Origin of the sequence: Roseateles sp., from assembly GCF_036486225.1 — a bacterium.
Classification (GTDB): Bacteria; Pseudomonadota; Gammaproteobacteria; order Burkholderiales; family Burkholderiaceae_C; genus Roseateles.
Genome location: NZ_DASVNZ010000006.1, coordinates 1 through 26531, shown reverse-complemented (window position 1 = coordinate 26531; position 26531 = coordinate 1). Strand labels below are relative to the sequence as shown.

At 65.2% G+C, this 26531-nt stretch carries 24 protein-coding genes, 2 tRNA genes, 1 pseudogene and 1 riboswitch; of the genes and pseudogenes, 17 read left to right on the top strand and 10 right to left on the bottom strand.

Going from position 1 to position 26531, the window contains the following annotated elements:
* Nucleotides 1–100 precede the first annotated feature (100 nt).
* On the top strand, nucleotides 101–1000 hold the full coding sequence (locus tag VF536_RS00435) for a LysR family transcriptional regulator (RefSeq protein WP_331612783.1): 900 nt from the start codon (nucleotides 101–103) through the stop codon (nucleotides 998–1000).
* Between the two features lie 50 nt (nucleotides 1001–1050).
* Nucleotides 1051–1722 carry a restriction endonuclease gene (locus tag VF536_RS00430; protein WP_331612781.1) on the top strand — a complete coding sequence of 224 codons (672 nt, stop codon included), beginning with the start codon at nucleotides 1051–1053 and terminating at the stop codon, nucleotides 1720–1722.
* On the opposite strand, the gene VF536_RS00425 is transcribed toward VF536_RS00430, so the two are convergent.
* From VF536_RS00425 to hrcA, 7 genes are all read right to left on the bottom strand, one after another.
* Nucleotides 1723–2739 (bottom strand): DUF3427 domain-containing protein, encoded by a 1017-nt coding sequence (locus tag VF536_RS00425; RefSeq protein ID WP_331612780.1) that lies wholly within the window; start codon nucleotides 2737–2739, stop codon nucleotides 1723–1725.
* Between the two features lie 120 nt (nucleotides 2740–2859).
* Entirely contained in the window at nucleotides 2860–3819 is a 960-nt protein-coding gene (locus tag VF536_RS00420; RefSeq protein WP_331612778.1) for a hypothetical protein, read from the bottom strand.
* Nucleotides 3816–5684 carry a hypothetical protein gene (locus VF536_RS00415; RefSeq protein WP_422662717.1) on the bottom strand — a complete coding sequence of 623 codons (1869 nt, stop codon included), beginning with the start codon at nucleotides 5682–5684 and terminating at the stop codon, nucleotides 3816–3818. The genes VF536_RS00420 and VF536_RS00415 overlap by 4 nt, the downstream gene beginning before the upstream one ends.
* Nucleotides 5681–6952 (bottom strand): metallophosphoesterase family protein, encoded by a 1272-nt coding sequence (locus tag VF536_RS00410; RefSeq protein WP_331612776.1) that lies wholly within the window; start codon nucleotides 6950–6952, stop codon nucleotides 5681–5683. The genes VF536_RS00415 and VF536_RS00410 overlap by 4 nt, the downstream gene beginning before the upstream one ends.
* A 40-nt stretch (nucleotides 6953–6992) precedes the next feature.
* Nucleotides 6993–7799 (bottom strand): Dam family site-specific DNA-(adenine-N6)-methyltransferase, encoded by an 807-nt coding sequence (locus tag VF536_RS00405; RefSeq protein WP_331612774.1) that lies wholly within the window; start codon nucleotides 7797–7799, stop codon nucleotides 6993–6995.
* Nucleotides 7800–7928: 129 nt separating this feature from the next.
* Nucleotides 7929–8005, bottom strand: a tRNA-Ile gene (locus tag VF536_RS00400).
* A gap of 110 nt (nucleotides 8006–8115) precedes the next feature.
* Nucleotides 8116–9132, bottom strand: coding sequence for a heat-inducible transcriptional repressor HrcA (hrcA, locus tag VF536_RS00395; protein WP_331612773.1), 1017 nt, complete (start codon nucleotides 9130–9132; stop codon nucleotides 8116–8118).
* Nucleotides 9133–9212: 80 nt separating this feature from the next.
* On the opposite strand from hrcA, the gene VF536_RS00390 reads away from it, so the two are divergent.
* From VF536_RS00390 to rapZ, 3 genes are read left to right on the top strand one after another with little or no spacing between them, the layout of a single operon-like run.
* A complete protein-coding gene (locus VF536_RS00390; RefSeq protein ID WP_331612772.1) occupies nucleotides 9213–10088 on the top strand; it encodes an NAD kinase in 876 nt (291 codons plus the stop codon).
* A complete protein-coding gene (gene recN, locus VF536_RS00385) occupies nucleotides 10088–11833 on the top strand; it encodes a DNA repair protein RecN (RefSeq protein WP_331612770.1) in 1746 nt (581 codons plus the stop codon). Before VF536_RS00390 ends, recN begins: the two co-directional genes overlap by 1 nt.
* Nucleotides 11834–11853: 20 nt before the next feature.
* On the top strand, nucleotides 11854–12756 hold the full coding sequence (rapZ, locus tag VF536_RS00380; protein ID WP_331612809.1) for an RNase adapter RapZ: 903 nt from the start codon (nucleotides 11854–11856) through the stop codon (nucleotides 12754–12756).
* Between the two features lie 89 nt (nucleotides 12757–12845).
* On the opposite strand, the gene VF536_RS00375 is transcribed toward rapZ, so the two are convergent.
* The 3 genes and pseudogenes from VF536_RS00375 to mutM all read right to left on the bottom strand — a co-directional run bounded on the left by VF536_RS00375 (nucleotide 12846) and on the right by mutM (nucleotide 15310).
* A complete protein-coding gene (locus VF536_RS00375; RefSeq protein WP_331612769.1) occupies nucleotides 12846–13211 on the bottom strand; it encodes a hypothetical protein in 366 nt (121 codons plus the stop codon).
* A gap of 141 nt (nucleotides 13212–13352) precedes the next feature.
* A pseudogene (gene mutY, locus VF536_RS00370) lies at nucleotides 13353–14408 on the bottom strand (A/G-specific adenine glycosylase).
* A gap of 50 nt (nucleotides 14409–14458) precedes the next feature.
* The gene (gene mutM / locus VF536_RS00365; protein WP_331612768.1) at nucleotides 14459–15310 is read right to left on the bottom strand and encodes a bifunctional DNA-formamidopyrimidine glycosylase/DNA-(apurinic or apyrimidinic site) lyase; all 852 of its coding nucleotides are present in this window, start codon (nucleotides 15308–15310) and stop codon (nucleotides 14459–14461) included.
* A 100-nt stretch (nucleotides 15311–15410) separates the two neighbouring features.
* Here mutM and VF536_RS00360 point away from each other — a divergent pair, with 100 nt between their 5' ends.
* The 12 genes from VF536_RS00360 to VF536_RS00305 all read left to right on the top strand — a co-directional run.
* The gene (locus VF536_RS00360; RefSeq protein ID WP_331612767.1) at nucleotides 15411–17225 is read left to right on the top strand and encodes a tetratricopeptide repeat protein; all 1815 of its coding nucleotides are present in this window, start codon (nucleotides 15411–15413) and stop codon (nucleotides 17223–17225) included.
* Entirely contained in the window at nucleotides 17225–17809 is a 585-nt protein-coding gene (locus tag VF536_RS00355) for an outer membrane lipoprotein LolB (RefSeq protein ID WP_331612766.1), read from the top strand. Before VF536_RS00360 ends, VF536_RS00355 begins: the two co-directional genes overlap by 1 nt.
* A gap of 11 nt (nucleotides 17810–17820) precedes the next feature.
* Nucleotides 17821–18900 (top strand): 4-(cytidine 5'-diphospho)-2-C-methyl-D-erythritol kinase, encoded by a 1080-nt coding sequence (gene ispE / locus VF536_RS00350; RefSeq protein ID WP_331612765.1) that lies wholly within the window; start codon nucleotides 17821–17823, stop codon nucleotides 18898–18900.
* 38 nt (nucleotides 18901–18938) lie between these two features.
* Nucleotides 18939–19015: transfer RNA gene (locus VF536_RS00345), tRNA-Gln, on the top strand.
* A 67-nt stretch (nucleotides 19016–19082) separates the two neighbouring features.
* Nucleotides 19083–20045 carry a ribose-phosphate pyrophosphokinase gene (locus tag VF536_RS00340; RefSeq protein ID WP_088408386.1) on the top strand — a complete coding sequence of 321 codons (963 nt, stop codon included), beginning with the start codon at nucleotides 19083–19085 and terminating at the stop codon, nucleotides 20043–20045.
* 119 nt (nucleotides 20046–20164) lie between these two features.
* Entirely contained in the window at nucleotides 20165–20782 is a 618-nt protein-coding gene (locus VF536_RS00335) for a 50S ribosomal protein L25/general stress protein Ctc (protein ID WP_331612764.1), read from the top strand.
* Nucleotides 20783–20956: 174 nt separating this feature from the next.
* Nucleotides 20957–21682: an aminoacyl-tRNA hydrolase gene (gene pth / locus VF536_RS00330; RefSeq protein WP_331612763.1), complete on the top strand. Its 726-nt coding sequence runs from the start codon at nucleotides 20957–20959 to the stop codon at nucleotides 21680–21682.
* 1 nt (nucleotide 21683) lies between these two features.
* On the top strand, nucleotides 21684–22238 hold the full coding sequence (locus VF536_RS00325; protein ID WP_331612762.1) for a hypothetical protein: 555 nt from the start codon (nucleotides 21684–21686) through the stop codon (nucleotides 22236–22238).
* Nucleotides 22234–22502: riboswitch (cobalamin riboswitch) on the top strand. Its footprint overlaps the gene before it by 5 nt.
* A gap of 129 nt (nucleotides 22503–22631) precedes the next feature.
* Nucleotides 22632–24539 (top strand): TonB-dependent receptor domain-containing protein, encoded by a 1908-nt coding sequence (locus tag VF536_RS00320; protein ID WP_331612761.1) that lies wholly within the window; start codon nucleotides 22632–22634, stop codon nucleotides 24537–24539.
* 59 nt (nucleotides 24540–24598) lie between these two features.
* On the top strand, nucleotides 24599–25207 hold the full coding sequence (gene cobU / locus VF536_RS00315; RefSeq protein ID WP_331612760.1) for a bifunctional adenosylcobinamide kinase/adenosylcobinamide-phosphate guanylyltransferase: 609 nt from the start codon (nucleotides 24599–24601) through the stop codon (nucleotides 25205–25207).
* Between the two features lie 5 nt (nucleotides 25208–25212).
* Nucleotides 25213–26172: an ABC transporter substrate-binding protein gene (locus VF536_RS00310; protein ID WP_331612759.1), complete on the top strand. Its 960-nt coding sequence runs from the start codon at nucleotides 25213–25215 to the stop codon at nucleotides 26170–26172.
* A partial coding sequence (locus VF536_RS00305) for an iron chelate uptake ABC transporter family permease subunit (protein ID WP_331612758.1) occupies nucleotides 26172–26531 on the top strand: 360 nt, incomplete at its 3' end. The genes VF536_RS00310 and VF536_RS00305, both read left to right, overlap by 1 nt.

Sequence of the window (26531 nt, the reverse complement as noted above, 5' to 3'; positions counted from 1 at the left end):
CGAGGTCATCCGGAGTGGGAATGGTCTCATTGGAGCGACGCGGAGCCAGCGGCGGAAGAGATATTCTTTCGATCAAGTCCATCTCGAAAACTGATATCCCATGATCGGCACCTTCACCCTGGATCAGTTGCGGGTTCTTGTCACGATCGCGGAGGTCGGGAGTTTTTCGGCGGCGGGACGGCAGCTGCGGCGGGCGCAATCGGCGATCAGCCAGGCCATCGCGACGCTGGAGGCGACGCAAGGCGTCGCGCTGTTCGACCGTCGCGGGCACCGGCCGGTGCTGACGGACGCGGGACGCGTGCTGGCGGAGCACGCGCGCCTGGTGCTGGCGAGCGCCGCGCGTTTCGAGGCGGTGGCGGCGAGCACGCGCGGCGGGGTGGAGCCGGAGCTGGCGCTCGCCATCGACCCGCTGGTGCCGACCGCGCCGCTGATCGACAGCCTGCATGCGCTGCGCGAGCGTTTTCCCGATCTGCCGGTGAGTTTCTCGACGGAGGGTCTGGGCGGCTCGCTGAGGCGGCTGCGGAGCGGGTCGGCGGCGTTGGCGATCTGCCTGTTGCTGCCGGCGGTGCCGGAGGACGTGGTGGCCTACCCGCTGCTGCGGGTGGGGATGCGGCCGGTGGTGGCGCTGGCGCATCCGCTGGCGTCGCTCAAGCGCGCGGCGAAGCCGGCGGACCTGGAACACCACGTGCAGCTGGTGCTGTCGGATCCGGTGGCGCCGGAGGGGGAGAACTTCGGGTTGGCGAGCGCGAGGCTGTGGCGCTTCGTCGACCTGGGCAGGCGGCTGGACTTCCTGCTGGCGGGATTCGGATGGTGCCGGATGCCGGAGCATCTGATTGCCGAGCCGCTGGCGAGCGGTCAGTTGAAGACCTTCCGTATCCACGAGGATCCGACGCCGAAAGAGGGGCTGACCATCTACGCGGCGCATGCGAGGGACAGGGAGCCGGGGGTGGCGGGGAAGTGGTTGCTGGAGGAGTTGAAGCGGCGGGCGAGTGAGGGCTGAGGAAGATCGGGGAGCGATACTCCACGGACGTCTTCAGGGAGAGAGCCGAAATGGCCAGAACGAAGAAGGGATCCTCGGGAGAGGGTCTGTTGGGACGGCTCGCGGCGATGGGCGCGGCGGTGATGTCGGTGTTCCGGCCGGGTGCGGGAAGGCAGCGGCTTGAGCGGTCGGCGCGAGGCGAGGACGCCACCGCGGTCGATGGCATGACCTGGCACCAGTTCGAGCTGCAGATCGGCGAGGCGTTCCGGCTGAAGGGCTTCACCGTGGTCGAGATCGGCGGCACCGGCTCCGATGGCGGCGCGGACCTCGTGCTGCGCAAGTCGTCGAAGACCGGGAATGAGACCTTCCTCGTTCAGTGCAAGCACTGGAAGGCCCGCAAGGTGGGCGTGGGCGCGGCAAGGGAGCTCTACGACGTGATGGCGGCGCGCGGCGCGGCGGGTGGGTTCGTGGCGACGGCGGGGAGCTTCACCAAGGAGACGCAGGCGTTCGCGGAGGGGCGGAACATTCGGCTCATCGATGGGGCGAAGCTGACGGCGTTGCTGGCGGCCTCCTCTGCCCCGCAGGCCGAGCCACAAAGGTCAGCTGCGGACGTCACGATGGTGGTCTGCCCGGCGTGCTCGCAGCCGATGGTGCTGAGGACGCTGAAGCGCGGGCCGACGGCGGGGCAGGCGGTTTATGCGTGTTCGACGTGGCCGGTTTGCAAGGGGACGAGGCCGGCTTGATCAATCGGCTTCGTCGACGGCAAGCGGAAGCGCTCGATATGACGATGGGACGAGATCGAGCACTTCGGTGACATCGCCCTTCAGAACGTAGAAACCCGCTTGATCGTCTTTGCTCCGGATCTGAAACACGCGATAAATCCGGAACTCCTCGGGAAACTTTGCCGAGGCTCTCACCTCATTGGCTGAGATGAAGAACGCTGCAGACTTTGGGCCCGCCGTTGTCTTGACCTCAATTCGAAGTTCGCGACCGTCAACCTCAAACGAACGAATGTCGTAGCCCGCTCGGCTGTCAACGAGCGCGACGTGTTCCACCTGATCAGCGAGATCCTGTCTGCCCGCGTCCACGAGCTTGGCGATCTCATGCTGAAGGACGAGCTTCTCACCACGGTCTCCAAGGTTGCGATTTCTCTCGTCACGGAGAGCCCAGTCCACGTCGCCTGCTGTCTGCTTGGTCGCCGAGCCCTGCGCACCGTCCCAGATCGGCTTCGCCAAGCGCCGTGGAGGCGCCACCTCCAACAGTTTTACAGGAGCCATTGGCAGATTCGACTGCATCCTCACTGGCATTAGCGGCGGCGAAAACGGCAGCCTCAATTGGGTTAGATCGGAGCCCGAAAGACCCCAACGCATCACGCGCCAGACAAACTCACACGGCTTCTGCTTTTCGAGGTCGTGCTGTATGTACTCGAGCAGACCAAGGTAAACGTACTCGCGCTGCCCCAAGCAACGAATGAATAGGTGGATATTGTTCTGGCTAGAGTCGTGGGCGACGAAGCGCTGAATTGATGGCATGTCCAAGCGCTGCTTGTCCTGAGACCACCAGCGAATGTAGCCATCTTCATACAGAACGTCGTGATAGCGCTTCCCCCCCAGCGTCACCAGGAAAATAAAATTACCGCTGTCGCTTGGCGTTTGCACTATTCCACTCTGCCAAGCCCCTCCAAGCTTCCCTTGCAAACTTGGCTCGAACAAACTTCGAATTCCGAAGCGATCGTACCTGTCGAGGCGTCTAAGAAACATGTGCAACTCTTAAGAGCTCTAGTTATTACGATCATCCCGAATGATCAAAAAACTTTCGTAGACTACTCCATGAAGCATCAAGTCTGCATTACGCGAAAATTGCCATGCATCAAGACATCTTCAAACCAACGGACTAAGCATCATGCATTCAAAAACCGCCGAATGCGAAGACTCCGTTGCCAAAGTGGCATCTTCGTCCGCATCCACGTGCCAAACCGCCGCCTCCTCCACGCAGGCCGCAACCAAAAGCGAGAGCGCAAAGAATAATTTGGGCCCGAAAGGCAACAACACTGGACGGGAAGATTGAGCCAATCCTTTGGTTAAAGACAACAAGGAGTAATACGTCGCAACGGGATCCAAAACATCGTAATCAATACGGAACTTCTTATTCCGATCACCGAGCAATTCCTTATTATGTATCTCTACGTGCTTCAGGTAATTTTCTTCTGGAGATCGCGGCACAAAGACCCATCGACCGCTCGGCTCCAAATACTCAACTGCTCCGGCAGCCTTTCCGCGCTCATAGCCGAGGCTAACGATAACCTCCAGGGGCAATCCTGGCGAAGTGGTCCAACCCGAAAATGCCTGATGCACTGGTGCCACGCGACGATTGTACGAAATACGCTGTTCTGGAGGAGGAACGAACTTAGCCAAACAATAGAGGAGGCGCACCTTGGCTGGCAATATATCAATGGCAATAGATTTTATCTTCGCCATCACGTAACCCATCTGACTCCGTGACATGCAAGAAACGTCAATCAAAATACTGAAATATGGGGCACCCGATTTCTTACCAAGTTCAGCCAACCTTACCAACTCCACCTCAGCCTCCAGCCGAGAACAAAGCGTTGCTGTGGGATTCTGGCTTCTGAAATTTGCAAGCACTGCCTGACGGACGGCTGGCTGATCGAGAAGCGCGATTCGATGGAGCCGCTTCGCAACGGGGAACTTCGTGGTCAACCATGCCGAACGACTATTCTCGACGTACGCGCTGATAAGCGTCGCGCCCTCCTCCATGCCTTCCTCGATTGCCGTTAAGACGCTGGAAGAAGCAATTTTCTCAAGCAGAACTACGCTCAAAATAAACTCCCTTGCACGTCCCCGGACTTTGGTATGGTCTCCAAAGAATTTTTTGCCCGAATAGGCTTTTCTTCGCGCTCCAGTATGCTCGATAGCCGGATCTGCTTGGACTTGCGAAGCGGAAGTTTAAAAACAGGCGCAAGCAAATAAGCCAAGCGAAAACGCTTATTGCGTAAAGAGCGATAGCCGCCAAGAACGTCTGGACGTTCATAACAGACAATTGCCCCGTGATTAAGCGCAATTCGCAGGCATGCCTCTTGGTCATCAGATACTTTATCGTCGACTTCAAACGACAAATGAGGGTCTTCCTGAAATTCTCCGCTCACTATTCGATCGTGAAAATATGAACCAATATCTTCCAACATCTTAAATATTGGCACACTCGTCACAATCTGCTGCTGCTGAGCCGCCACCGTCCGGAGCATTTCCGCAAAGATTCCAGAAGTGCTCGCAATCTTGCGCTGTTGCACTGCGACTCCAATTGGAAAGCTCTCGCTACCCGCGACTTCGGAGAACATTCCAGTAAGCATCGAGAGAAGCCAGCGAGGGTTTCCTTCACTAATTGCAGAGACAGCTTGCCACCCTGAGTACGCAGATGCGTAGGGCTTTCGTCCTCGCTTTTTCCCCTCACCTGTCCCTCGATAAGCATTTCGGAATGCAACAACGGGCGCGATTTTACGAATGGTACTCGATGAAGAATCAAGATCGTGAGCGTCAATCTGCCTTCTGGTCAGAAAGTCCTGAAACGATTGATCTTTGAATGCCAAGTTCAAAAATTCACTTGACCAAGCATCGGTTCGTGAGTGTCCCGCCGGTCTATCCCCGCCACTGTCTAGTTCATCCACGATCGCGTATTGCGAGCGGCCGAATATTTCCTCCGGCCCCTTACCTCTCAACGCTGCGTGAGAATTCACCTTCGCTTCAAAAACTCGACGACAAAAATCGTCCGCCTCACCTTTGTCTGGATACCACAACTCAACTTGGTGATAGTCGTTCTTCTCTGTTGGCACTGCGCTCTGCATATCGAGCAACGTATGCGGCCCACACGGAGCAAGCGCCACTTTAATAAGTAACTTCTGAGAAGCAGCACGGAGCGCTGAAAGTGCCACCCGTTGAAGTGGCAAGGGAGCCACTTCAAATTCGTCTAGCAGCAATACCCAAAGACCATCCGGCTCCTCAATCAACTCATCGAACAGCTTCAATCCTAGGCTCACTGCCTCGATGGCTTGTATACCTACATAAGGCATCAAGCCCTGGAGGTCTTCCAGCGAGAGTTCTTCGCGCGACGCAGCCAATGACGCCTTCTGCCTGATATCAAGCAAGCGGGTCGAGAGGGCCAAGTGTAAGGAACGAAGGGACGGTGCACGCGTCTGGAGTTTCCAAAGCTGGGCCACTCCGTCCACAAACTCGCGTGTGCTATCCGGAGACAGAGAAACCGCGCGGTAATTTGAGCCGCTAGCGTTCGTCTGCAACCTCTGTTGGATTGCATCCGTCGTCGCCAGCAAGACATTTGTGGTAAAGGCTGCCTCCGAGACTATATCGCGGAATGCTGGATCAAGTTTGCCGTCCCCCAAACCGTTGACCATCTCACCCCAGGCAATATCGGTCGGCACATAAATGCCGGTGTACCTCAGAGACTGTCGATATGTTTCGGCATCCTTGCCCTTCCAGGCCCTTAAGCCTGAGAGGCTTAACATCTTCAAAAGCGTCGTCTTCCCGCTTCCCCGCGGGCCGACAAGCAGCGAGTTCCAGTGCCCAGCAAGCTCCTGGAACTTCCCTGACTCGACGAAAGATTCAGCCACTTCTTCGAAACTCATCGCCTTCGCGTTGAAAGGCGAGAGGAATGGAAACGGCCCTCTACTCATGGGTTCCCCTTGAAAAGATCGTCCCAGTAGCCGTCATCATCGACCTCGACGATAATTTTATACCTTTGGGATAGCCGTTTTTCCATGATTGCCAAATCTCTCGGACTGGCAAATCGTAAGTTGGGCATCGACGCGACCAATTTGGACCACTTAATGGATCCACTTCCATCAACGGACTTCGCGATCTCCGTCGCCATAACGTCAATGCTGCCGGGCAACCCCAGCCCGCAGCCGTAAAATACTCCGCCCCCTTTCGGCGTGGATTCTCGCCAGCCAATGCCGACATTCCAATCCCACGCAGACACCGTGCCCGTCAATCGCCCATCGACATCCTGCAGATCAAGAATATAGAACTGATTTCTAATTCCCGGCTCATTGACATTCAAATATGCGCCAATGCTGGCGGCAGAAAAAACAATCGCCGCCCCGGAACTCCCGGCTGCAAAATTTATTCTCGCGTGATGCTTATGCCCATGGATCAATAGCCATGAGCCGTGCTCCTCGAGCATCGCGAGAATCTCTTCACCGCCCTCAATATGGTCGTGCGCCCCCAGATTAAGTTCCGAGTGCGTCATAGGAGGATGATGGCAAACAAGAAGGTTTATTCTTCCATCATCATTCGCCAAGCCGAGCGCTTCTTTTAGAGCAAGGCGAGATGACTGAGGGAAAGTACCTCGCTCATACTGATGCACTTCGTTCGAATGTTCGCCGCAACTATTAAGCACCACAAGCCGATAATTTTCATACTCGGCAAGCACAAAATTATCTCCGAAGTATGAACTCCGATTTTTCTTTGCGCGAAGGAGTTTGTCGGAGTTCTCCTGGCCCGGTCTCAATGCGTCGGTTATTGGATACGGTGGGGCAAGAAGCTTCAACTGCTCAATGGGGCCAATTACGGATGAAAGCCCCCGTACGGGATTCACTCGAATTTCCTTCTCTGTCCCTCGGGATGCCACGTCATGGTTGCCGGTAGCGCAGGCAATGTTTGAGACTGCCAAAGAGGCACCGATGTCCTGGAGATGATTCCATCCTGCTTTTAGCGCGGTGGGATTGGCGTGAGTTGTGATATCGCCCACGCAAAGAAGCAGATCTGACGTTAGGACTTTTTCTTCGACGAGTTGCCGCAACCCGACCCAAGGATTATTAATAGCGGAATTCTCTTTAAAACACCCGTGTTCATTCACACGAATATGAGAAACCGAGCGCCCACCTGGCTCTAGATCAAGAGCAAAGTGGGGATCGCCAATCACCGCCACACGCAGACCCATACCTTTCACCTTTGGCAATTTAGTGGCGCTCAGGCGCAACTTAGCGAGCAGTCCACGAATAATTCGACATCAGCACTTCCTGGGCCATCCTTCGAGAGCTTGCAAAACCGGCGACGCTCCTATTGACCGCGATAGGATGCACATTCCATCCTTTTAATCGATGCAAAAGAAATGGCGAAGGGGAGTAGGAAAGAAGCACTTTAGCCCCTCTGCTCGCAGCCATTTCCAAGACGCCAGCGAGTCGACTTTCATCAATATCCTTGAACGACCCACTCCCATATTCTCCGCGATCACGTTTTGTGCCGAGCGCATAAGGAGGATCAAGATATAGAAAGTCCTCTTTTCGCGCTTTCGACACTATTGACTCGAAGTCGCCACACCACAATTCCGTCGCTTGCAGACTTCGAGAGAAGTTCAGAAATACCCTATATTCCGGAACATACAAGTCACCGCTACCGCGCGGCACATTGAAAAATCCCTGTCGATTCGTCCGATAAACGCCATTAAAGCAAAAACGATTCAGATATATAAATCTTGCCGCGCGATCAAGAGCATTTAAAGTTGATGCATCAATCGCGCGCAAAGAATAATAAAACTCAGGCTCTTTGCTCATCGCGGCGACCCGATTCCAGACCGCTCGGGGATGGTTGCGAACCGCAAGATAGGTTCCCATCAGATCAGAATTGAGATCTGCCAACAGGGCGCGCTTTGGGCTAAGGCGGAGAAAATTAACCGCCGAACCAACAAAGGGCTCTATATATCGACTGAACGTTTTTGGCGTAGCCTGCTCGAGAATTGGCAAGAGCTTCTTTTTACTACCTGCCCACCTCAGGATCGGTTCGACCATGAGCTCTCCTGGAAACTGAGAATACTTTAATTCAGCCTCCGCCTGATTCCATGTCCGTGAATCAATTCGCCCAGACCTAAAATCGGTCTGGTGCGGCAACTGTGTACTCAACGGAGAGAAAACAAGAAGTGGTAGGCCGTACAGGACTTGAACCTGTGACCAAAGGATTATGAGTCCTCTGCTCTAACCAACTGAGCTAACGGCCCCTAGGGAATCTGCGCATGTGCGATGCCTAGCGGCATTGCGATCCGGCGTTGCACCGGAGGCGCGGATTCTACCCATGGACCTAAGCATGTTTAACCGAACCTGAGCATGCTCATTTTTGAGACAACGCGTTGCTCACCATCCTCGACGTGATGTCGACGATCTCGATCATGCGGTCGTAGGCCATCCGGGTCGGGCCGATGACGCCCAGCGTCCCGACCACCTCCCCGTCCACCTCATACGGCGCCGACACGATCGACAGCTCCTCCACCGGCACCACCTGGCTCTCCCCGCCGATGTAGATCCGCACGCCTTCCGCGCGCTCCGACACATCCAGCAGCCGCATCAGCTGCGTCTTCTGCTCGAACATGTCGAACATCCGCCGCAGGCTCCCCATGTCGTGGCTGAAATCCTGCACCGTCAGCAGGTTCCTCTCCCCCGAGAGGATCATCGGTTCGTGCTCCGTCACCCCCTGCTGCCCGACGTCCACCGCCGCGCTCATCAGCTTGGCGATCTCCCCGCGCAGCTGATCCACCTCCGACCTCAACCGGTCCCGCACCACATCCAGGCTCAGCCCCGCGTAGTGCGCGTTCAGCCGGTTGCTCGCCTCCGTCAGGTCCGACTGGGTCAGGTCTTGCGCCGTGAACACCAGCCGGTTCTGCACATCCCCGCCCGGCGACACCATGATCACCAGCACCCGTCGATCCCCCAACCGGAGGAACTCGATGTGGTGGAACACCGCCGTCTTGCGCGGCGACGTCACCACCCCCACGAAACTCGACAGGCTGCTCAGCAGCTGCGCCGCGTTGGCAATCACCTTCTGCGGTTGGTCAGGCAACAACTGGCTCTCGAACGAGCCCGCCCCCTCCCGCAACCCGCCCGGCTTGGCCGTCAGCAAGGTGTCCACGAACAGCCGGTACCCCCGCGCCGTCGGAATCCGCCCCGCGCTGGTGTGCGGACTGGCGATCAGACCCAGCTCCTCCAGGTCCGCCATCACGTTGCGGATCGTCGCCGGACTCAGCTCCAGCCCCGACGCCTTCGACAGCGTGCGCGACCCCACCGGCGATCCATCCGCGATGTACCGCTCCACCAGAGCCTTCAGCAGTGTCTTCGCGCGATCGTCGAGCATGTTTTTCATTCTAAAGAACCCGGCGCCACACCCCCTGCGCACCCCCGGTCCCAGCACATCGCTGTGGTGTAATTCCCGCCATGTCCAAGCGCTTCCGCCACGTGGCCATCGTCGGAAAACCCCAGTCCCGGGGCATCCGGCCCATCCTGGAAGAGATTGCCGATTTTGTCGCCTCCCAGGGATTGGATGTTTCCCTTGAACAGGAAACCGCCGACAGCACCGGCATCACCGCCCTGCCCGGCCTCTCCCACGCCGAACTCGGCGCCCAGTGCGACCTGGCCATCGTCGTCGGCGGCGACGGCACCATGCTCGGCTTCGCCCGCCAGGTCGCCCGCTACAACCTCCCCCTCGTCGGCATCAACCAGGGACGCCTCGGCTTCATCACCGACATCTCCGCCGACCAGTTCAAGGACGCCCTGCTCCCCATCCTCGCCGGCGACTTCGAGATCGAGCACCGCTCCCTCCTCGAAGGCGCCGTGATCCGCGACGGCGAGCAGATCTTCTCCGGCGTCGCCCTCAACGACGTCGTCGTCTCCCGCGGCGCCACCGCCGCCATGGTCGAGCTGCGCGTGGACGTCGGCGACGAGTTCGTCGCCAACATGCGCGCCGACGGCGTCATCGTCGGCACCCCCACCGGCTCCACCGCCTACGCGCTGTCCGCCGGCGGCCCCATCCTCCACCCCGGCATCGGCGGCTGGGTCCTGCTGCCCATCGCCTCCCACGCCCTCTCCAACCGCCCCATCGTGCTGCCCGACAACGGCGAGGTCCGCCTCACCATCGTCGCCGGCCGCGACGCGTCGGTGAACTTCGACATGCAATCCCTCGCCTCCCTGCTCCACGGCGACTGCATCACCGTGCGCCGCTCCCAGCACCGCGCCCCCTTCCTCCACCCCCGCGGCTGGTCCTACTACGCCACCCTGCGCCGCAAACTCCGCTGGAACGAAGGCAACACCTGATGCTGCGCCGCCTCGAACTCAAGGACTTCGTCATCGTCCCGGCGCTCGAGCTGGACTTCGCCGCCGGCTTCTCCGCCCTCACCGGTGAAACCGGCGCCGGCAAGTCCATCCTCATCGACGCCCTCCAGCTCGCCCTCGGCTCCCGCGGCGACGCCGCCGTCGTCCGCGAAGGCGCCTCCCGCGCCGAAATCTCCGCCGAATTCGACCGCCCCGCCCTCCTCGCCCCCTGGCTCGAGGAAGCCGGCTTCGAAACCGGCGTCAACGGGTCCGAAGAATCCCTGCTCCTGCGCCGCGTCATCGACGCCCAAGGCAAGAGCCGCGCGTGGATCAACGGCGGCACCGCCACCGTCGCCCAGCTGCGAGAACTCGCCGAACACCTGCTCGACATCCACGGCCAGCACGCCTGGCAAGGCCTGACCCGCCCGGTCAGCGTGCGCGCGCTGCTCGACGACTTCGCCCAGATCGACGGCAAGCCCATGGCCGCCGCCTTCTCCGACTGGCGTCAGGCCACCGAGGCGCTCGCCGCCGCGCAGTCCAAGCAGGCCGACCTCGCCCGGGAGCATGAGCGCCTGAGCTGGCAGATCGGCGAGCTCGGCCGCCTCGCGCCCGGCGCCGATGAGTGGGACGAGCTGAACGCGGAGCACCAGCGTCTGTCGCACGCGCAGTCGCTGATGGACGCCGCCCGCGGCGCGCTCGAACGCATCGCCGAGGCCGAGATCAACGCCGAGGCGCTCACCGATGAAGCGCTCTCCGCGCTGCAGGACGTGCTCAGCTACGACGCCGGCCTGCAGGACACCGTCACCGCGCTGCTCGGCGCGCAGGCGCAGTTGCAGGACGCGGCGCACAGCCTGAGTTCCTACCTGAATGCCGCGGACCTCGACCCCGACCGGCTGCAGCAGCTCGACGAGCGCGTGTCCGCCTGGGTCACGCTCGCACGCCGCTACCGCCGCCAGCCAGCCGAGATGGCCGCACTGCTGGTCGAATGGAAGGCCGAGCTCGCGCAGCTCGACGCCGCCACCGACCTCGACGCGCTGCAGGCCAAGCAGGCCGCCGCGCTGAAGCGGTACCAGAAAGAAGCCAAGACCGTCAGCACCGCGCGCGCCAAGGCGGCGCCGACGCTGTCCGATGCCGTCTCGCAGGCGATGCAGCAACTCGGCATGTCCGGCGGCCGCTTCGAGGTCGCGCTGCTGCCGCAGGACGAGCCGCAGAGCTTCGGTCTGGAGTCCGCCGAGTTCCTCGTCGCCGGCCACGCGGGCTCCACGCCGCGGCCGCTGGCCAAGGTCGCCTCCGGCGGTGAACTGTCGCGCATCGCGCTGGCCATCGCCGTCACGACCAGCCAGCAGAACAGCGGCGCCGGCACGCTGATCTTCGATGAGATCGACGCCGGCGTCGGCGGCGCCGTCGCGGAAACCGTCGGCCGGCTGATGAAGCAGCTCGGCCAGCGCGCGCAGGTCCTCGCCGTTACCCACCTGCCGCAGGTCGCCGCCTGCGCCGACCACCACTTCCTCGTCGCCAAGGCGCTCAAGGACGGCAAGACCAACTCCGACGTCCGCCCCATCGCCGGGGAGGCCCGCACCGCCGAGATCGCCCGCATGCTCGGCGGCGAACGGCTGTCGTCGACCTCGCTCGCCCATGCGCAGGAAATGCTGGAGCTGTCCGCCAAGGGCGCGCCCGTCGGCGCCACGGCCGGCAAGTCGCCCAATGCCTCCTCCAACGCCTCCCCCAACAGAAAGGTGAAGCCGTGAGCGCCCCCAACACCGCTCCCGTGCCTCCCACGCAAGCCACCCCCTCCGCCACCTCCCCGCGCGGCGAGGTCGTGCTCGTCACCGGCATGTCCGGCGGCGGCAAGTCGATCGCGATGCACGCGCTCGAAGACGCCGGCTTCTTCTGCGTCGACAACCTGCCGCCCGAACTGCTGCCGCAGTTCCTCGACCTCGAACGCCAGCGCGGCTGGCGCCGTGTCGCGATCGCGGTGGACGTGCGCAGCGCCGGCTCGCTGCCGCAGCTGCTGCTGCACATCAAGGAAATGCGCCAGGAAGGCGTCTCGCTGCGCGCCATCTTCCTGGACGCCGACGACGACACGCTGCTGCGCCGCTTCTCCGAGACCCGCCGCCCGCACCCGCTGCGCGTGGGCAACACGGACGCGGACACGCACCGCGCGCTGCAGGAGGCGATCGCGCTCGAGCGCGAGCTGCTGACGCCGCTGCGCATGGAGTCCACCGTCATCGACAGCAGCCAGCTCCGCCCCGCGCAGCTGCGCGGCTGGCTGCGCGACCTGGTGCATGTCAGCGGGTCCTCGCTGACGCTGGTGTTCGAGTCCTTCGCGTTCAAGCACGGCGTGCCCAGCGACGCGGACTTCGTCTTCGACGTGCGCGTGCTGCCCAATCCGTACTACGACCGCGAACTGCGTCCGCTCACCGGCCGCGACGAACCGGTCGCGTCCTACCTCGAAGTCCAGCCCGAGGTCCGCTTGATGCTCAGCCAGATCGGCGCCTTCATCGCGCAGTGGCTGCCGAACTTTGCGCAGGACCAGCGCAGCTACCTCACCGTCGCCATCGGCTGCACCGGCGGGCAGCATCGCTCGGTGTACCTCGTGGAGACGCTGGCCAAGCAGTTCGCCTTCCACGGGCAGGTGCTGAAGCGGCATCGGGAGCTGGACGCGCGCTGAGCGCGCTCAGCCTGCTCGGCCCGTTGACCGCCGCGGCCACTTGCCCTCACCCCCTCTCTCCCGCAAGCGGGAGAGGGAGCAAGACGGTCTCAGGCCGTGCTGCCCGCGCCGCCGTTTTCCCGCGCCTGCTGCTCCAACTCCTGCACCTGGTTGAACAGCAGGATGCCCAGCACCACCGAGGTGAACGGCATCAGCACCACCATCAGGATCACCCACAGCGTGGCGTTGCGCTCCGCGCGCTTGGCCGCGATGGCCATGTAGACGAAATGCGCGCAGAGTCCCGCAGACAAGCCGATCGCCAGCATCGTCAGCTTGGCCGGATCACCGTCGTCGGACGCCTGGGTCTCGCTGATCAGGAACCACAGGCACACGCCGCTGGCCAGCAGCGCGATGAAGGCCGATTCCAGTGCGCTCTTGATGGCCGCGGCGCGGCCCGGCTTGACGTCGTTCGACATGGTGTCCCTGAATGGGGTTGAGACCTGCGCGGACCGCTTTTCGTTCGCTAATCGTTAGTGCGATCACGCAATCGCCCGAGCATACCGGGAGCGAGGCCCCGCGCCCACCGGCGGAACCCGGTCGCCTCGCATGCCCGACAGTCAGTCCAGCAGCTTCTTCAACGGCGCCGGCAGCGCGTACTCCGCCAGCCGCTCGCGCGCGACCCAGACGCCTTCGCCCGCGGGCCGGGTCTCGCGCGGCAGCAGCGCGCGCCGCGGATGCAGCAGCCAGTCGAAGTGCGTCAGCACGTGCTTGACCCGCGGCAACGTCTCCGGCGCCGCGACCCCCAGCGCCGCGCTCTGGGCCGTCAGTGCGGCCTCGTCGTCGAAGAGCGGCAAGGTCCACAAACCTCCCCAGACGCCCTCGGCCGGACGCTGCTGCAGCCAGATGCGGCCCTCGTGCTCCAGCCACAGCCACCAGTTCTCCCGCTGGCCGCGCTTGAGCTTCTTCGTCTTGATCGGGTAGCGCGTGGGATCGCCCTCCGCGAGCCCCGCGCAGAGCGAGGACACGGGGCACAGCAGGCACTGCGGACTGCGCGTCGCGCACAGGCTCGCGCCCAGGTCCATCATCCCTTGCGTGTAGGCCGGCATGTCCTCCGGCGAGACCGGCAGCAGCGCCTCCGCCTGGCGCCACAGCCGCTTCTCCTGCGCCGACGAGGCCAGGTCGCCATCGAAGGCCAGCAGCCGGCCCAGCACGCGCTTGACGTTCCCGTCCAGGATCGCGACGCGTTCATCGAAGCAGAACGACGAGATCGCCGACGCCGTCGAGCGGCCGATGCCGGGCAGCTCCGCCAGCACCGCCGCGCTGCGCGGGAACGCGCCGCCGTGGCGCTCCACCACCGCCTGCGCGCACTTGTGCAGGTTGCGCGCGCGGCTGTAGTAGCCCAGGCCCGCCCAGGCGGCCATCACCTCGTCGTTGGGCGCGGCCGCCAGCGCGGCCACATCCGGGAAGCGCTCCAGGAAGCGCCGGTAGTAGCCCAGCACCGTCGTCACCTGCGTCTACTGCAGCATGATCTCGGACAGCCACACCCGGTACGGATCGCGCGTGTTCTGCCAGGGCAGGTCGTGCCGGCCGTCCCGGCGCTGCCAGGCCAGCAGCCGTGGCGCGAAGTCGCCGCGCACCGCCTCGACGCGGGCGCTCAGTTCGTCATCGGTCATCGGCGGGGTCAGGTCTCTCAAGGCTGGCAAATCGGCTCGCGGATCGGGATTCATCGCTTCTGGCAGCTCGGACAGAAGAAGGTCGACCGCTGTCCCTGCACGATGCGCCGGATCTTGGTGCCGCAGGCGCGGCATGGCTCGCCCTCGCGGCCATAGACCCGCGCCTGCATCTGGAAGCTGCCCGCCACGCCGTGCGCGTCCTTGAAGTCGCGCAGCGTGCTGCCGCCGGCTTCCAGCGCCTCGCCCAGCACCTGCCGCAGCGCGCCCGCCAGCTTCGCCGCACGCGGCTTGCTGAGCTTGCCCGCCGCCGCGCGCGGGTCGACGCCCGCCATGAACAGCGCCTCGCACGCATAGATGTTGCCCGCGCCGACGACCACGTCGCCCGCCAGAATCGCCTGCTTCACCGCGACGCGACGGCCACGGAAGCCTTCGTGCAGATAAGCGCCGTCGAACTCGATATCGAAAGGTTCCCGCCCGATGCGCGACAGCAGCTTGGCGGCCGGTTCGACGTCCAGTCCGTCCGACCACACCACCGCGCCGAAACGCCGTGGATCGGTCAGCCGCAGCACGCCGCGATCGGTGACGAGTTCGAAATGATCGTGCGGTCCCGCCGGTGGCTGCTGCTCGCGGAACGCCAGCGAGCCCGACATGCCCAGGTGCAACAGCAGGCCGCCGTCTTCCTCGTCGGCATGGCCAGGTTGTTCGCCCGTCGGCAGCAGCGGCAGCCAGATGTACTTGCCCCGCCGCAAGGCCTCGCCGACGCGGCGGCCGACCAGCCGTTCGGCCGCGACGCCCAGCGGCCAGCGCAGCGGTTTCCCCAGCCGCACGTCCAGCACGCGCGCCCCGGCGATGGCCGGCGCAAAACTTCGTCGTGTAACTTCAACTTCCGGTAACTCGGGCATCCCGGGATCATAGGCGCGGCCTCGTTCCAGGGTCCCTAGAATGGTCCGAGGCCCACGGTTTGCCCCGCGAGCCCTTCCCGCCCAGTTCAGGAGTCACGACATGCCCGCCCTTGTGCGCCACCGCTGGTGGCTCTCCGCCGCCCTCGCCCTGAGCTGCGCCGCCAACGCCCAGACCTCCCCGCCCACGGAGGCGCCGCCTGCCGCCGCCGACGCGCCCGCCTCCGCGGCCTCCGCGCCCGTGGTCAATTCCGACCTCGACGCACCGATGTTCTATCAGCTGCTGATCGGCGAGATGGAACTCCAGGGCGGCGAACCCGGCGTCGCCTTCCAGGTGCTGCTCGACGCCGCCCGCCGCAGCGGCGATGAGGAACTCTTCCGCCGCGTCGTCCAGATCGCGCTGCAGTCGCGCGCCGGCGACCAGGCCGTGATCGCCGCCCGCGCCTGGCGCGAGGCGATCCCGACCTCGCTGGAGGCGCACCGCACGCAGATCCAGCTGCTCGCGCTGCTGAACCGGCCGGCCGAGATCCCGCCGGTGCTGCGCTCGCTGATGGCGATGACGCCCGCCGACGGCCGCGGCGCGCTGATCGCGGCGCTGCCCGCGCTGTTCCAGCGCACGCCGGAACCGGTGCGCATCCAGGAAGCCTTCGAGCCGATGCTGCGCGAGACGGCCGCGAAGCCCGAGACCCGCTTCGCCTCGCTGCTGGTGCTGGCCGAGTTCGCCAAGAAGGCCGAGCGCTACGAGACCGCGCTGATCCACGTCCGCGCCGCCGCCAAGGACTTCCCGGAACGCGAGGAGCCGCTGCTGCTGGCGCTGGAGCTGCTGCCGCACCGCCCCGAGGCCGAGGCGCTGATCACCGCGGAGCTGCAGGCCAAGCCCGACCGGCAGTCGCTGCGCCTGGCCTACGCCCGCGCGCTGGCCCGTGCCCAGCGTCCCGGCGACGCGGCGCGCGAGTTCCGCACGTTGACGCAGCAGTCGCCCGACGAGCCCGGCCACTGGCTGGCGCTGGGTTCGCTGGAGCTGGACCTGCAGCATCCCGACGTCGCCGAGGCGGCGCTGCAGCGCTACATGAAGCTGGTCGAGCGGCCCGGCGTCTCGCCGCTGGCCGAACGCGCCATCGCCGCCGCCGGCCTGGACAAGGCCGACCGGGAAGCGAAGCAGCAGGGTCAGTTGTTGCTGGCCCAGGCCGCGGAGATGCGCGGCGACTTCCAGACCGCCGAGAAGCGCCTGGCCGCGATCGACGCGGCGCCGGGCAACCTCGACATCGCCTACCGCCGTGCGTCGCTGCTGGCGCGCCAGGGCAAGCTCGAGGAAGGCCGCAAGCTGCTGCACCAGCTGCCCGCCGACCGCGAGCAGGACCGCCGCGCCCGCACGCTGGCCGAGTCGCAGCTGCTGCGCGACAACAAGCAGTGGCAGGCCGCCTATGACCTGCTCGGCCAGGCGATCACGCAGGCGCCCGAGGACGCCGACCTGATCTACGAACAGTCCATGATGGCCGAGAAGCTGGGCCGCGCGCAGGAGATGGAAACGCTGCTGCAGAAGGTGATCCAGCTCAAGCCGCAGCACTACCACGCGTACAACGCGCTGGGCTACTCGCTGGCCGATCGCAACGAGCGGCTGCAGGAGGCGCGCGACCTGATCTCGAAGGCGCTGAGCTTCGCCCCGGGCGAGCCCTTCATCGTCGACAGCATGGGCTGGGTGGAGTTCAGACTCGGCCGCCTCGGCGAGGCCGAGCGGCTGCTGCGCCAGGCCTACGGCTCGCGCCCGGATCCCGAGATCGGCGCCCATCTGGGCGAGGTGCTCTGGGCCGCCGGCCAGCAGGACGAGGCGCGCCGCATCTTCGCCGACGCCAAGCGCCGCGATCCCGGCAACGAGGCGCTGCAAGCGGCGATGCAACGCCTGCAGGTCCGCCCCTGATGCGGCGGCGGCAGTTCAGCGCGGGCGCGCTCGCCGTGCTCGGCACGGCCTCGCTGGCCGGATGCAGTTCGCTGCCCAAGGCGGCGGGGACCGATGCCGCCGCGCTCGCCGCCGCGCCGCGGCTGACCGGCAAGTTCGGACTCATCGTGCCCGCCGGCGCCGGCGGCCAGCCGCGCGGGCAGAACGTCAACGCCAACTTCGAGCTGCTCGGCGATCCGCGCCGCGGCCAGCTCGAGATGAGCACCGCCCTGGGCAGCCTGGTGGCGCGCGTGTCGTGGCAGCCCGGCTCGGCCTGGGTGAAGACCCCCGACGGCGACCGGGCCTACGACGACATCGACGCGCTGACGCAGGAGCTGCTCGGCGAGACGCTGCCGCTGCAGGCCCTCTTCGACTGGCTGCGCGGGCGGCCGTGGCCGCAGGCGCCGTCGCGCCCCTCCGGGGAGTCGGGCTTCCAGCAGCTCGGCTGGCAGGTCGACCTGCGTCGCTTCGACGTCCAGTTGATCTCCGCCCAGCGGATGAATCCGAACGGGCCCGAACCGCTGGCAACCCTGCGCCTGAAACTCGACGCGCCGACGTCACCCTGAATTCCGCTGTCATGACTTCCTCTCCCTCCGCGGCGCCGAGCCCGGCGCTCAAGGCGCTCTACGACGTGCCGGCGCCGGCCAAGCTCAACCTCTTCCTGCACGTGGTGGGCAAGCGGCCCGACGGCTATCACCTGCTGCAGTCGCTGTTCGTGCTGATCGACTGGGCGGACACGCTGCACTTCGAGCGTCGCGACGACGGCGCGCTGCATCGCCATGACCGCGGCGACGCGCTGCCGGAGGACGACCTCTGCCTGCGCGCCGCACGCGCGCTGCGGCAGGCCAGCGGCAGCGCGTTCGGCGCGGACATCCACATCGAGAAGCGGCTGCCTTCGGGCGCAGGCATGGGCGGGGGCTCGTCGGACGCGGCCAGCACGCTGCTGGCGCTGAACCGGCTGTGGGGCTTGAACTGGTCGCGTGAGCGGCTGCTGCCGATCGCGCTGCAGCTGGGCGCGGACGTGCCCTTCTTCGTCGGCGGTCGCAACGCCTTCGTCGAAGGCATCGGCGAGGTGCTGACCCCGATCGAGGTGCCGGAGCTGCGGCTCGCGGTGGTCAAGCCGGGGGCGAGCATCGCCACCAAAGACATTTTTTCCAGCCCGCTGTTGCAAAGGTCTGAAAGCGTGGCTATAGTAGCGGGCTTTCCTGCAGCGAACGACGGACGCAGCGAAGAGGTTCTGGAAACAGAATCTCCGAGTAACGAAGTCAATAGCTGGGGTGGACGCAAAGGCAATATTGCCCGCGATCACCAAACGTCGGAAATACTCGTTCAGCAGTTGTTTGAAGGATGGGGCAGAAATGATCTGCAACCTCCCGCCGAAGCTGCCAGCCACGAAGTATCGAAGGCGCTTGAATGGTTGCAGAGCCGCTACGAAAATTCTCGTATGACAGGTTCAGGCAGTGCAGTTTTTGCTATAGTTCGACCCTCGCTGAATGCAATGCAGACAGCAGCGGAAAAGATAGATGCAGTTTCCGGCCCTGAGAGCAATCTCAAGGCGACACCGGAAGGTGAGTTCGAAAAACTCCCCGAAGGTTGGGTCGGAAAAATGTGTCGCAGTCTGTCGGTTCACCCTTTGCAGGGCTGGGCCGAAGATTGAAGGTTGTAGGGTGCTGTTCCACGAACAGTGTCCGGTGTAGGGGAGTCGCCAAGTTGGTCAAGGCATCGGATTTTGATTCCGACATGCGAGGGTTCGAGTCCTTCCTCCCCTGCCAAATTTTCAGTTTCAATCCGGGACCCGCTGGGTTGGCCACCGGGCCATAAGTCTAAGGATGGCCCGCTGTGCTGCTCAATACCGTCCTCTTCACGGGTAACGCAAACCCGACCCTCTCCAAAGAAATCGCCACGCATCTGGGCCTCGAGCTCGGCAAGGCCGTGGTCGGTCGGTTCTCCGACGGCGAGGTGGCTGTTGAAATCCAGCAGAACGTCCGCGCCCGCGACGTGTTCATCGTCCAGCCCACCTGCGCGCCGACGAACGAGAACCTGATGGAGCTGCTGATCATGGTCGATGCGATGAAGCGCGCCAGCGCGCGCCGCATCACCGCCGTGATCCCCTACTTCGGTTATGCGCGTCAGGATCGCCGTCCGCGGTCGACGCGCGTGCCGATCTCGGCCAAGGTCGTGGCCAACCTGCTGGAGACCGTCGGCGTCGAGCGCGTCCTGACGATGGACCTGCACGCGGACCAGATCCAGGGCTTCTTCGACATCCCGGTCGACAACATCTACGCCTCCCCGGTGCTGCTGTCGGACCTGAAGGCCCGCAACTACAGCGACCTGGTGGTGGTCAGCCCCGACGTCGGCGGCGTGGTGCGCGCCCGTGCGCTGGCCAAGCAGCTGGGCTGCGACCTGGCGATCATCGACAAGCGCCGTCCGTCGGCCAACGTCTCCGAAGTCATGCACGTCATCGGCGAGATCGACGGCCGCAACTGCGTGATCATGGACGACATGATCGACACGGCCGGCACGCTGGTGAAGGCGGCGGAAGTGCTGAAGGAACGCGGCGCCAGAAGCGTCTTCGCCTACTGCACCCACCCCATCCTGTCGGGCCCGGCGATCGAGCGCATCGCCGGTTCGATGCTGGACGAGGTCGTCATCACCAACACGATTCCGCTGTCGGAGACGGCCAAGGCCTGCGGCAAGATCCGCCAGCTGTCGGTCGCCTTCCTGTTCGCCGAGACCATCCGCCGCATTTCGGACGGCGAGTCGGTGACTTCCCTCTTCAGCGAACAGAACAACAACTTCTGATCGCATCCTGAGTTCCGGCCGCTGTCCGCAAGGTCAGCGGCTGTGTCGCGAAGGCGCCTGGTCGCGGGGCCTTCATCCGGAGCGTCAATCCTGGCGCTCCGTCCATTTTGGAGATTGATATGAAATTCGTCGCTTTTGAGCGCAAGCTGCAGGGGACCGGAGCGAGCCGCCGCCTGCGTCACGCTGGCAAGGTTCCGGGCATCGTTTACGGTGCTGGCGAGCCGGCCGTCATCGAGCTGGATCACAACGCGCTGTTCCACGCCATGAAGAAGGAAGCTTTCCACAGCTCCATCCTCGACATGGAAGTGGACGGCAAGACCACGCAAGTGCTGCTGCGTGACTTCCAGATGCACCCGTACAAGCAGCAAGTGCTGCACGTGGACTTCCAGCGCGTCGACGCCACGACCAAGATCACCAAGAAGGTGCCGCTGCACTTCGTCGGTGAAGCCGAGTCGCCGGCCGTCAAGACTGACAAGGGCACCGTGAACCACGTGCTGACCCAGCTGGAAATCACCTGCCTGGCGCAACAGCTGCCCGAGTTCATCGAAGTCGACCTGAGCGGTCTGACGATGGGTCACTCGATCCACGTGAACGACCTGAAGCTGGCCGATCACATCAAGATCGTCACGCACGGCAAGCCGAACCCAGTGGTCGCCACCCCGGTCCCGGCCGCGGCGGAAGAAGTCATCGTCGTGGCAGCCGCCCCGGTCGACGACAAGAAGAAGAAGAAGAAGTAATTTCTTCGTCTCCGGACGCGCGCCTGACGAGGATCGCGTCCGTTGTCTGGAGAGCCCCCTTAAGGGTGGCATCTCCCCCTTGAAGGAGGTCCCCGCTCGCGGGGCAATCCCTCTGAAGAAGGCCCCGCTTGCGGGGCCTTCTGCTTTTCCGCTCGACACTGATAATCGCGCCCCATGATTCGTCTCTTTGTCGGCCTGGGCAATCCCGGCCCTGAATACGAGGACACCCGCCACAACGCGGGGTTCTGGTGGATCGATGCGCTGGCACGCGGCCTGAAGGCCTCGCCGCAGCTGGACACGAAGTACTTCGGTCTGGTCGCCCGCGTGAACGACGCGCCGGGCGCGCCGGGTCCCATCTGGCTGCTGCAGCCGATGACCTACATGAACCTCTCCGGCAAGTCGGTGGCGGCGCTGGCGCGCTTCTTCAAGATCGCGCCGGAGGAGATCCTCGCCATCCATGACGAGCTCGAGATCGCGCCCGGCGAGCACAAGCTCAAGCAGGGCGGTGGCAACGCCGGCCACAACGGGCTGAAGGACATGCAGGCCCAGTTGGGCAGCGGCAACTTCTGGCGCCTGCGCCTGGGCATCGGTCATCCGGGCCACAAGGACGAGGTCGCCGGCTACGTGCTGCGCAAGCCGCCGCTGGCGGAACGGCAGGCGGTCGAGGACAGCATCGGCAAGTCGCTCGAGGCCTTCAAGCTGATGACCGGCGGCGACATGTCCAAGGCCGTGGCGCTGCTGCACGCCAAGCCGCCGCGGCCCAAGCCGCCCAGACCGGCCCATCTGCCGCCCAAGCCCGGCGCCGACGGCGCCGCGCCGACGGCTGGCGCCCCGGTTGCTGGCACGGCAACACCTGCCCCCACGATTCCTCCTGCCCCACCCCCGACCTCCGGAGACTGACATGCCTGCGCGCGCCGCCCTGATCCTGACGACTGCTGTTCTGGTCCTCATGTTTGGCGCGGCGCACGCGCAGGACCGCCAGGACCCGCCCAAACCCGCATCGACGCCGGAGCGAACGCAGCAGGAGCGCCCTCAGGAGCGCACGCTCGGCTATTACCGGTGCGGCCCGGAGGGTCACGACTTGCGCGAGACGCCCTGCCCCGACGGCCAGGGCCGCAGCGCCGAGCTGCCGAAGGACAAGGTCGATCCCAAGGAGGCCGAGGCCGCGCGCAAGCGCACGGCCGCCGAGACCAGCGGCCTGGCCGCGCGCGAGAAGGAACGTGAACGCCAGGCGGCGAAGGCCCCGTCCAAGGCGGTCGGCATCGACGGCCGTCTGCCGGCGCAGCGCGCGACCAAGCCCGCGAAGCCGGCGGATCCCAAGAAGCCCAAGCCCAAGGATCCGAAGAAGCCGCCGAAGAAGAAACCCAAGGTGCCCGCGCCTTCGAAGACGCCTGACGGCGCACTGCAGCCCCGGCCCACGACGGATGCCGGCGCCACGACGTCCGCACCTCGCTAGAATGCGCGCCGTTGGTGCTCGTGCGGACATTGCGTCCGTGCAGTTAAACGGGAATCAGGAAGCGGACGCATCCCCGATGCGCGAACCAACCTGAGCTGTCCCCGCAACGGTAAGTGGCCGCCGGTCGCACGCCCGGGATCCTGAACCAGGAACACCGGGCGGCAGCCGGCACTGCCTGTCCCCACGTCCACTGGCGCGCTCGCGCTGGGAAGGACACAGGCAGCGGCCACCAGCCCGGATACCGGCCAACAGGTGGCGTCTCCAGCCGATCGCGTCCGTCCTTCGTGAGTGCCCAGTGCTCACCAGGACGACTCGACGACGAGCCGGCGACGCCGTTTCTCAGAGGCCCTGCGGGTGAGCAGGCGTCTGAACTCCGTCGTTGGTCCGCTCCTCATGCTTCCGTTCATTTCGCGCGCGCGCGCCCGTGCCCGCTCGCTGCCCGTCCTCACCCCGATGGCCGCCGCCCTGTCGACGCTCGTCGCGTTCTCTCCGGCCGCGTCCGCGCAGTCGACCGCCTCCGCCAGCCGGCTCGACGAAGTCACCGTCACCGGCACGCGCAGCCCGATGAAGCTGTCCGACGTTGCGGCCGACCTCACCGTCATCAACCGCGACACCATCGAGCGCCAGGGCTTCGGCAACATCGCCACGCTGCTGCGCAACGTCGCCGGCCTGCAGATGAGCAGCAACGGCGGACCAGGCAACACGACCTCGGTCTTCGTGCGCGGCGCCGAGACCCGCCACACCGTGGTCCTCATCGACGGCGTGCGCGTGGACGGCCAGTCCTCCGGCGGCGCCAGCTGGCAGAACCTGCCGGTCTCGCAGATCGAGCGCATCGAGGTCCTCAAGGGCCCCGCCAGCGCGCTCTACGGCTCCGACGCGATCGGCGGCGTGGTGCAGATCTTCACCCGCAAGGGCGCGGGCCGCACGCAGCTGGACCTCGGCATCGGCGGCGGCAACCTCGGCCAGGTCAAGGCCGACGTCGGCATCAGCGGCGGCTCGGCGGACTTCGACTACGCCGGCTCGCTCGCGCTCGACCGTGGCACCGGCTTCAACGCCTACCTGAACACGACGGCCAAGAGCTACAACCTCGACGCCGACGGCTGGCGCAACTACAGCGGCAGCCTGCGCCTGGGCGGTCGCGTGGCCGAAGGCCAGCGCCTCGAGTTCCTCGGCCTGAAGAGCCGCAGCAACGCCGGCTACGACGCCGGCAAGAACGCCGACGACCGCGGCGTCACCGAGACGCTCGCGGGCAAGCTGAGCCTGAACTCCACCTGGTCCTCGGCGCTCTCGACCCAGCTGTCGGCGGGCCAGTCGGAAGAGAACTACGAGACCAAGCCCAGCTCGCCCTACCTGACGAAGACGCGCATCCGCAGCGCCTCGCTGCAGGGCTTCTACCGGATCAACGAGCAGCACCAGCTCAACGGCCTGCTGGAGCGTCGCGAGGATCGCCTGGTCAACACCGACCTCGTCGGCGGCGGCAAGGGCACGCGCGACCAGAACGCGGTCGGCCTGAGCTACCTCGGCACGCTGGGCGCCTTCAGCCTGCAGGCGCACGGCCGGCATGACGACGACAGCGAGTTCGGCGGCATCGACACCGGCAGTCTCGCGGCCGGCTTCAAGCTCGGCGGCGGCTGGCGCGTCACGGCCTCGGCCGGCAACGCCTTCCGCGCGCCCACGCTGTACCAGCGCGGCAGCGTCTACGGTCCTGACACGACGAAGGCCGGCGTGGCGGAACTCCGCCCCGAGCGCGCGCAGAACCGCGAAGCCGGCCTGGCCTGGGCGCAGGGCGACTTCGACTTCGCGGTCACGACCTTCCACAACCGCGTCACCGACCTGATCGCCTTCGGCGCGGCCGGCAGCTGCCGCTCGACGACCGGCTGCTACAGCAACGTCGCGCGGGCCCTGCTCAAGGGCACCAGCCTGAAGGGCGGCGCGCAGCTGGGTCCGGTCAACCTGAGCGCCACGGCCGACTTCCTGGACCCCACCGACGCCAACAGCGGCCGCCAGCTGCAACGCCGCGCCAAGCGCTTCGGCACGCTGCGCGCGGAAACGACGCTGCAGGCCTGGACCCTGGGCGCCAGCGTGGTCGGTTCCGGCCAACGTTTCGACGACGCGGCCAACAAGACCCGGCTGGGCGGCTACGGCCTGCTCAACCTGGACGCGCAGTACGCCTTCGCGAAGGACTGGCGCCTGCAGCTGAACGTCGACAACGCGTTCAACCGCGACTACCAGACGGCCAACTTCTACCAGCAGGCGCCGCGCACCTGGTTCGTCTCGCTGCGTTACTCGCCCTCGCTGTGATCCGAAGCTGCGGGCCCAGGCGGTAAGGTCAACACTTCGACAATCCCTGGAGATCCCGGATGTCCGCTCATCACCTGATCGTCGGCGGCCAGCGCAGCGGCAAGTCGCGTCACGCGGAGCGCCTCGCGCTGCGCTGGGCGCGCACGCCGGGGCATCGCGTCACCGTCGTCGCGACGGCCGAGGCCCATGACGACGAGATGCGCGACCGCATCGCCCGCCATCGCGCCGACCGGCCCGCGGGCTTCGACACCGTCGAGGCACCGCTGCGCCTGTGCGAGGCCTTGCGTGCCGCGTCCTCGCCACACCGCCTGGTGGTCGTCGACTGCCTGACGCTGTGGCTGACGAACTGGCTGATGCCGATGGACGGCGCGCCGTGTCTCGAGGACTGGCGCGGCGAATGCGCCGATCTGCAGCGCCTGCTGCCGCAACTGGCCTCGCCGGTGGTCTTCGTCTCCAACGAGGTCGGCTGGGGCGTGATGCCGATGGGGCGCGAGGTGCGCGCGTATGTGGACGAACTCGGATGGCTCAACCAGCTCGTCGCGCGCCAGTGCGGCGAGCTCACCTTGATGGTCGCGGGGCAGCCGTGGACCCGGGCGGTCGAGGCCCTGGACGACACCCCCCGCGCGGCCGATGCGGCGAACGAAGCGAACGAGGAGAACAACGGATGATGTCGATGGAACGCTGGAAGCAAGGGGTGATCAAGGTCGCCGTCGGTGGCGCACTGCTGGGCGCGTTCGCTGCCACCGCGACCTTCGCGACGAGCGCCGTCGCCGCGCCGATCTCGTTGAAGGACGACCGCGGCCACACCGTGACGCTGCCGGACGTCCCGCGCCGCATCGTCAGTCTGCTGCCCTCGCTGACCGAGACCATCTGCGAGCTCGGCGACTGCGCGAAGGTCGTCGGCGTGGACCGTTTCTCCAACTTCCCGGTGAGCGTGCAGAAGCTGCCGCGGCTGGGCGGGCTCGACGACACCGGCATCGAGGCGCTGGTCGCGCTCAAGCCCGACGTCGTCGTCCTCGGCGTCTCCGCCCGCGTCATCGACCGGCTGGAGGGCCTGGGTCTGAAGGTCGTCGCGCTGGAGCCCAAGAGCATGAACGACGTCCAGCGCGTGCTGGGCAAGATGGGGCAGATCCTCGGCAAGGAGGACGATGCGCGCCGCCTGTGGAACCGCATCGACGGCCACATCGCGCAGAGTGCCGCGACACTGCCGCCCGGCGCGCGCGGCCTGAGCGTCTATTACGAGGTCGATGCCGGCCCCTACGGCGCGGGCACCGCGTCCTTCATGGGCGAGATCCTGACCCGGCTCGGCGCGAAGAACATCATCCCGGCCGAGCTGGGCCCCTTCCCCAAGCTCAATCCTGAATTCATCGTCCGCGCCGACCCGCAGGTCATCATGGTCGGCCAGCGCAACGCCGCGGGATTGACGCAGCGCCCGGGCTGGCCCGCGATCCGCGCGGTGAAGAACCAGCGCCTGTGCGTCTGGATCCCGTCGGAGTCCGACGTGCTCGTGCGTCCCGGTCCGCGCATGTCGGAGGCGGCCGCGCTGATGGCGCGCTGCCTGCGCGAGGCGGCGGCGGGTCCCGTGCCGCTGCCGACGGTGCCCTTCAACGCGCCGCCCGGGGGCATGCGCTGATGCGCGCCTCCTCCCTGCTCTCCGCCAAGACCGCGGCGCAACTGACGGCGCTGCTGCTGCTCGGCGCTGTCCTGCTCGCCTTGGGCCTGGCCATCGGCAGCATGGGCTGGAGCCCGTGGACCGAAGGCGGCGACACCATGCGCATGATCCTGTGGGACATCCGCGCCCCGCGCTCCGTCGGCGCGTGGCTGGCCGGCGCGCTGCTCGCGCTGGCCGGCGCCATCGCGCAGGGCCTGTTCCGCAACCCCCTCGCCGATCCCTATCTGCTGGGCTGCTCCGCGGGCGCCTCGCTGAGCGTCGCGGCGCTCCTCTTCGTCATGGGCGTCTCGCCCGCCGCGGCCGCGCTGGCGCTGCGCATC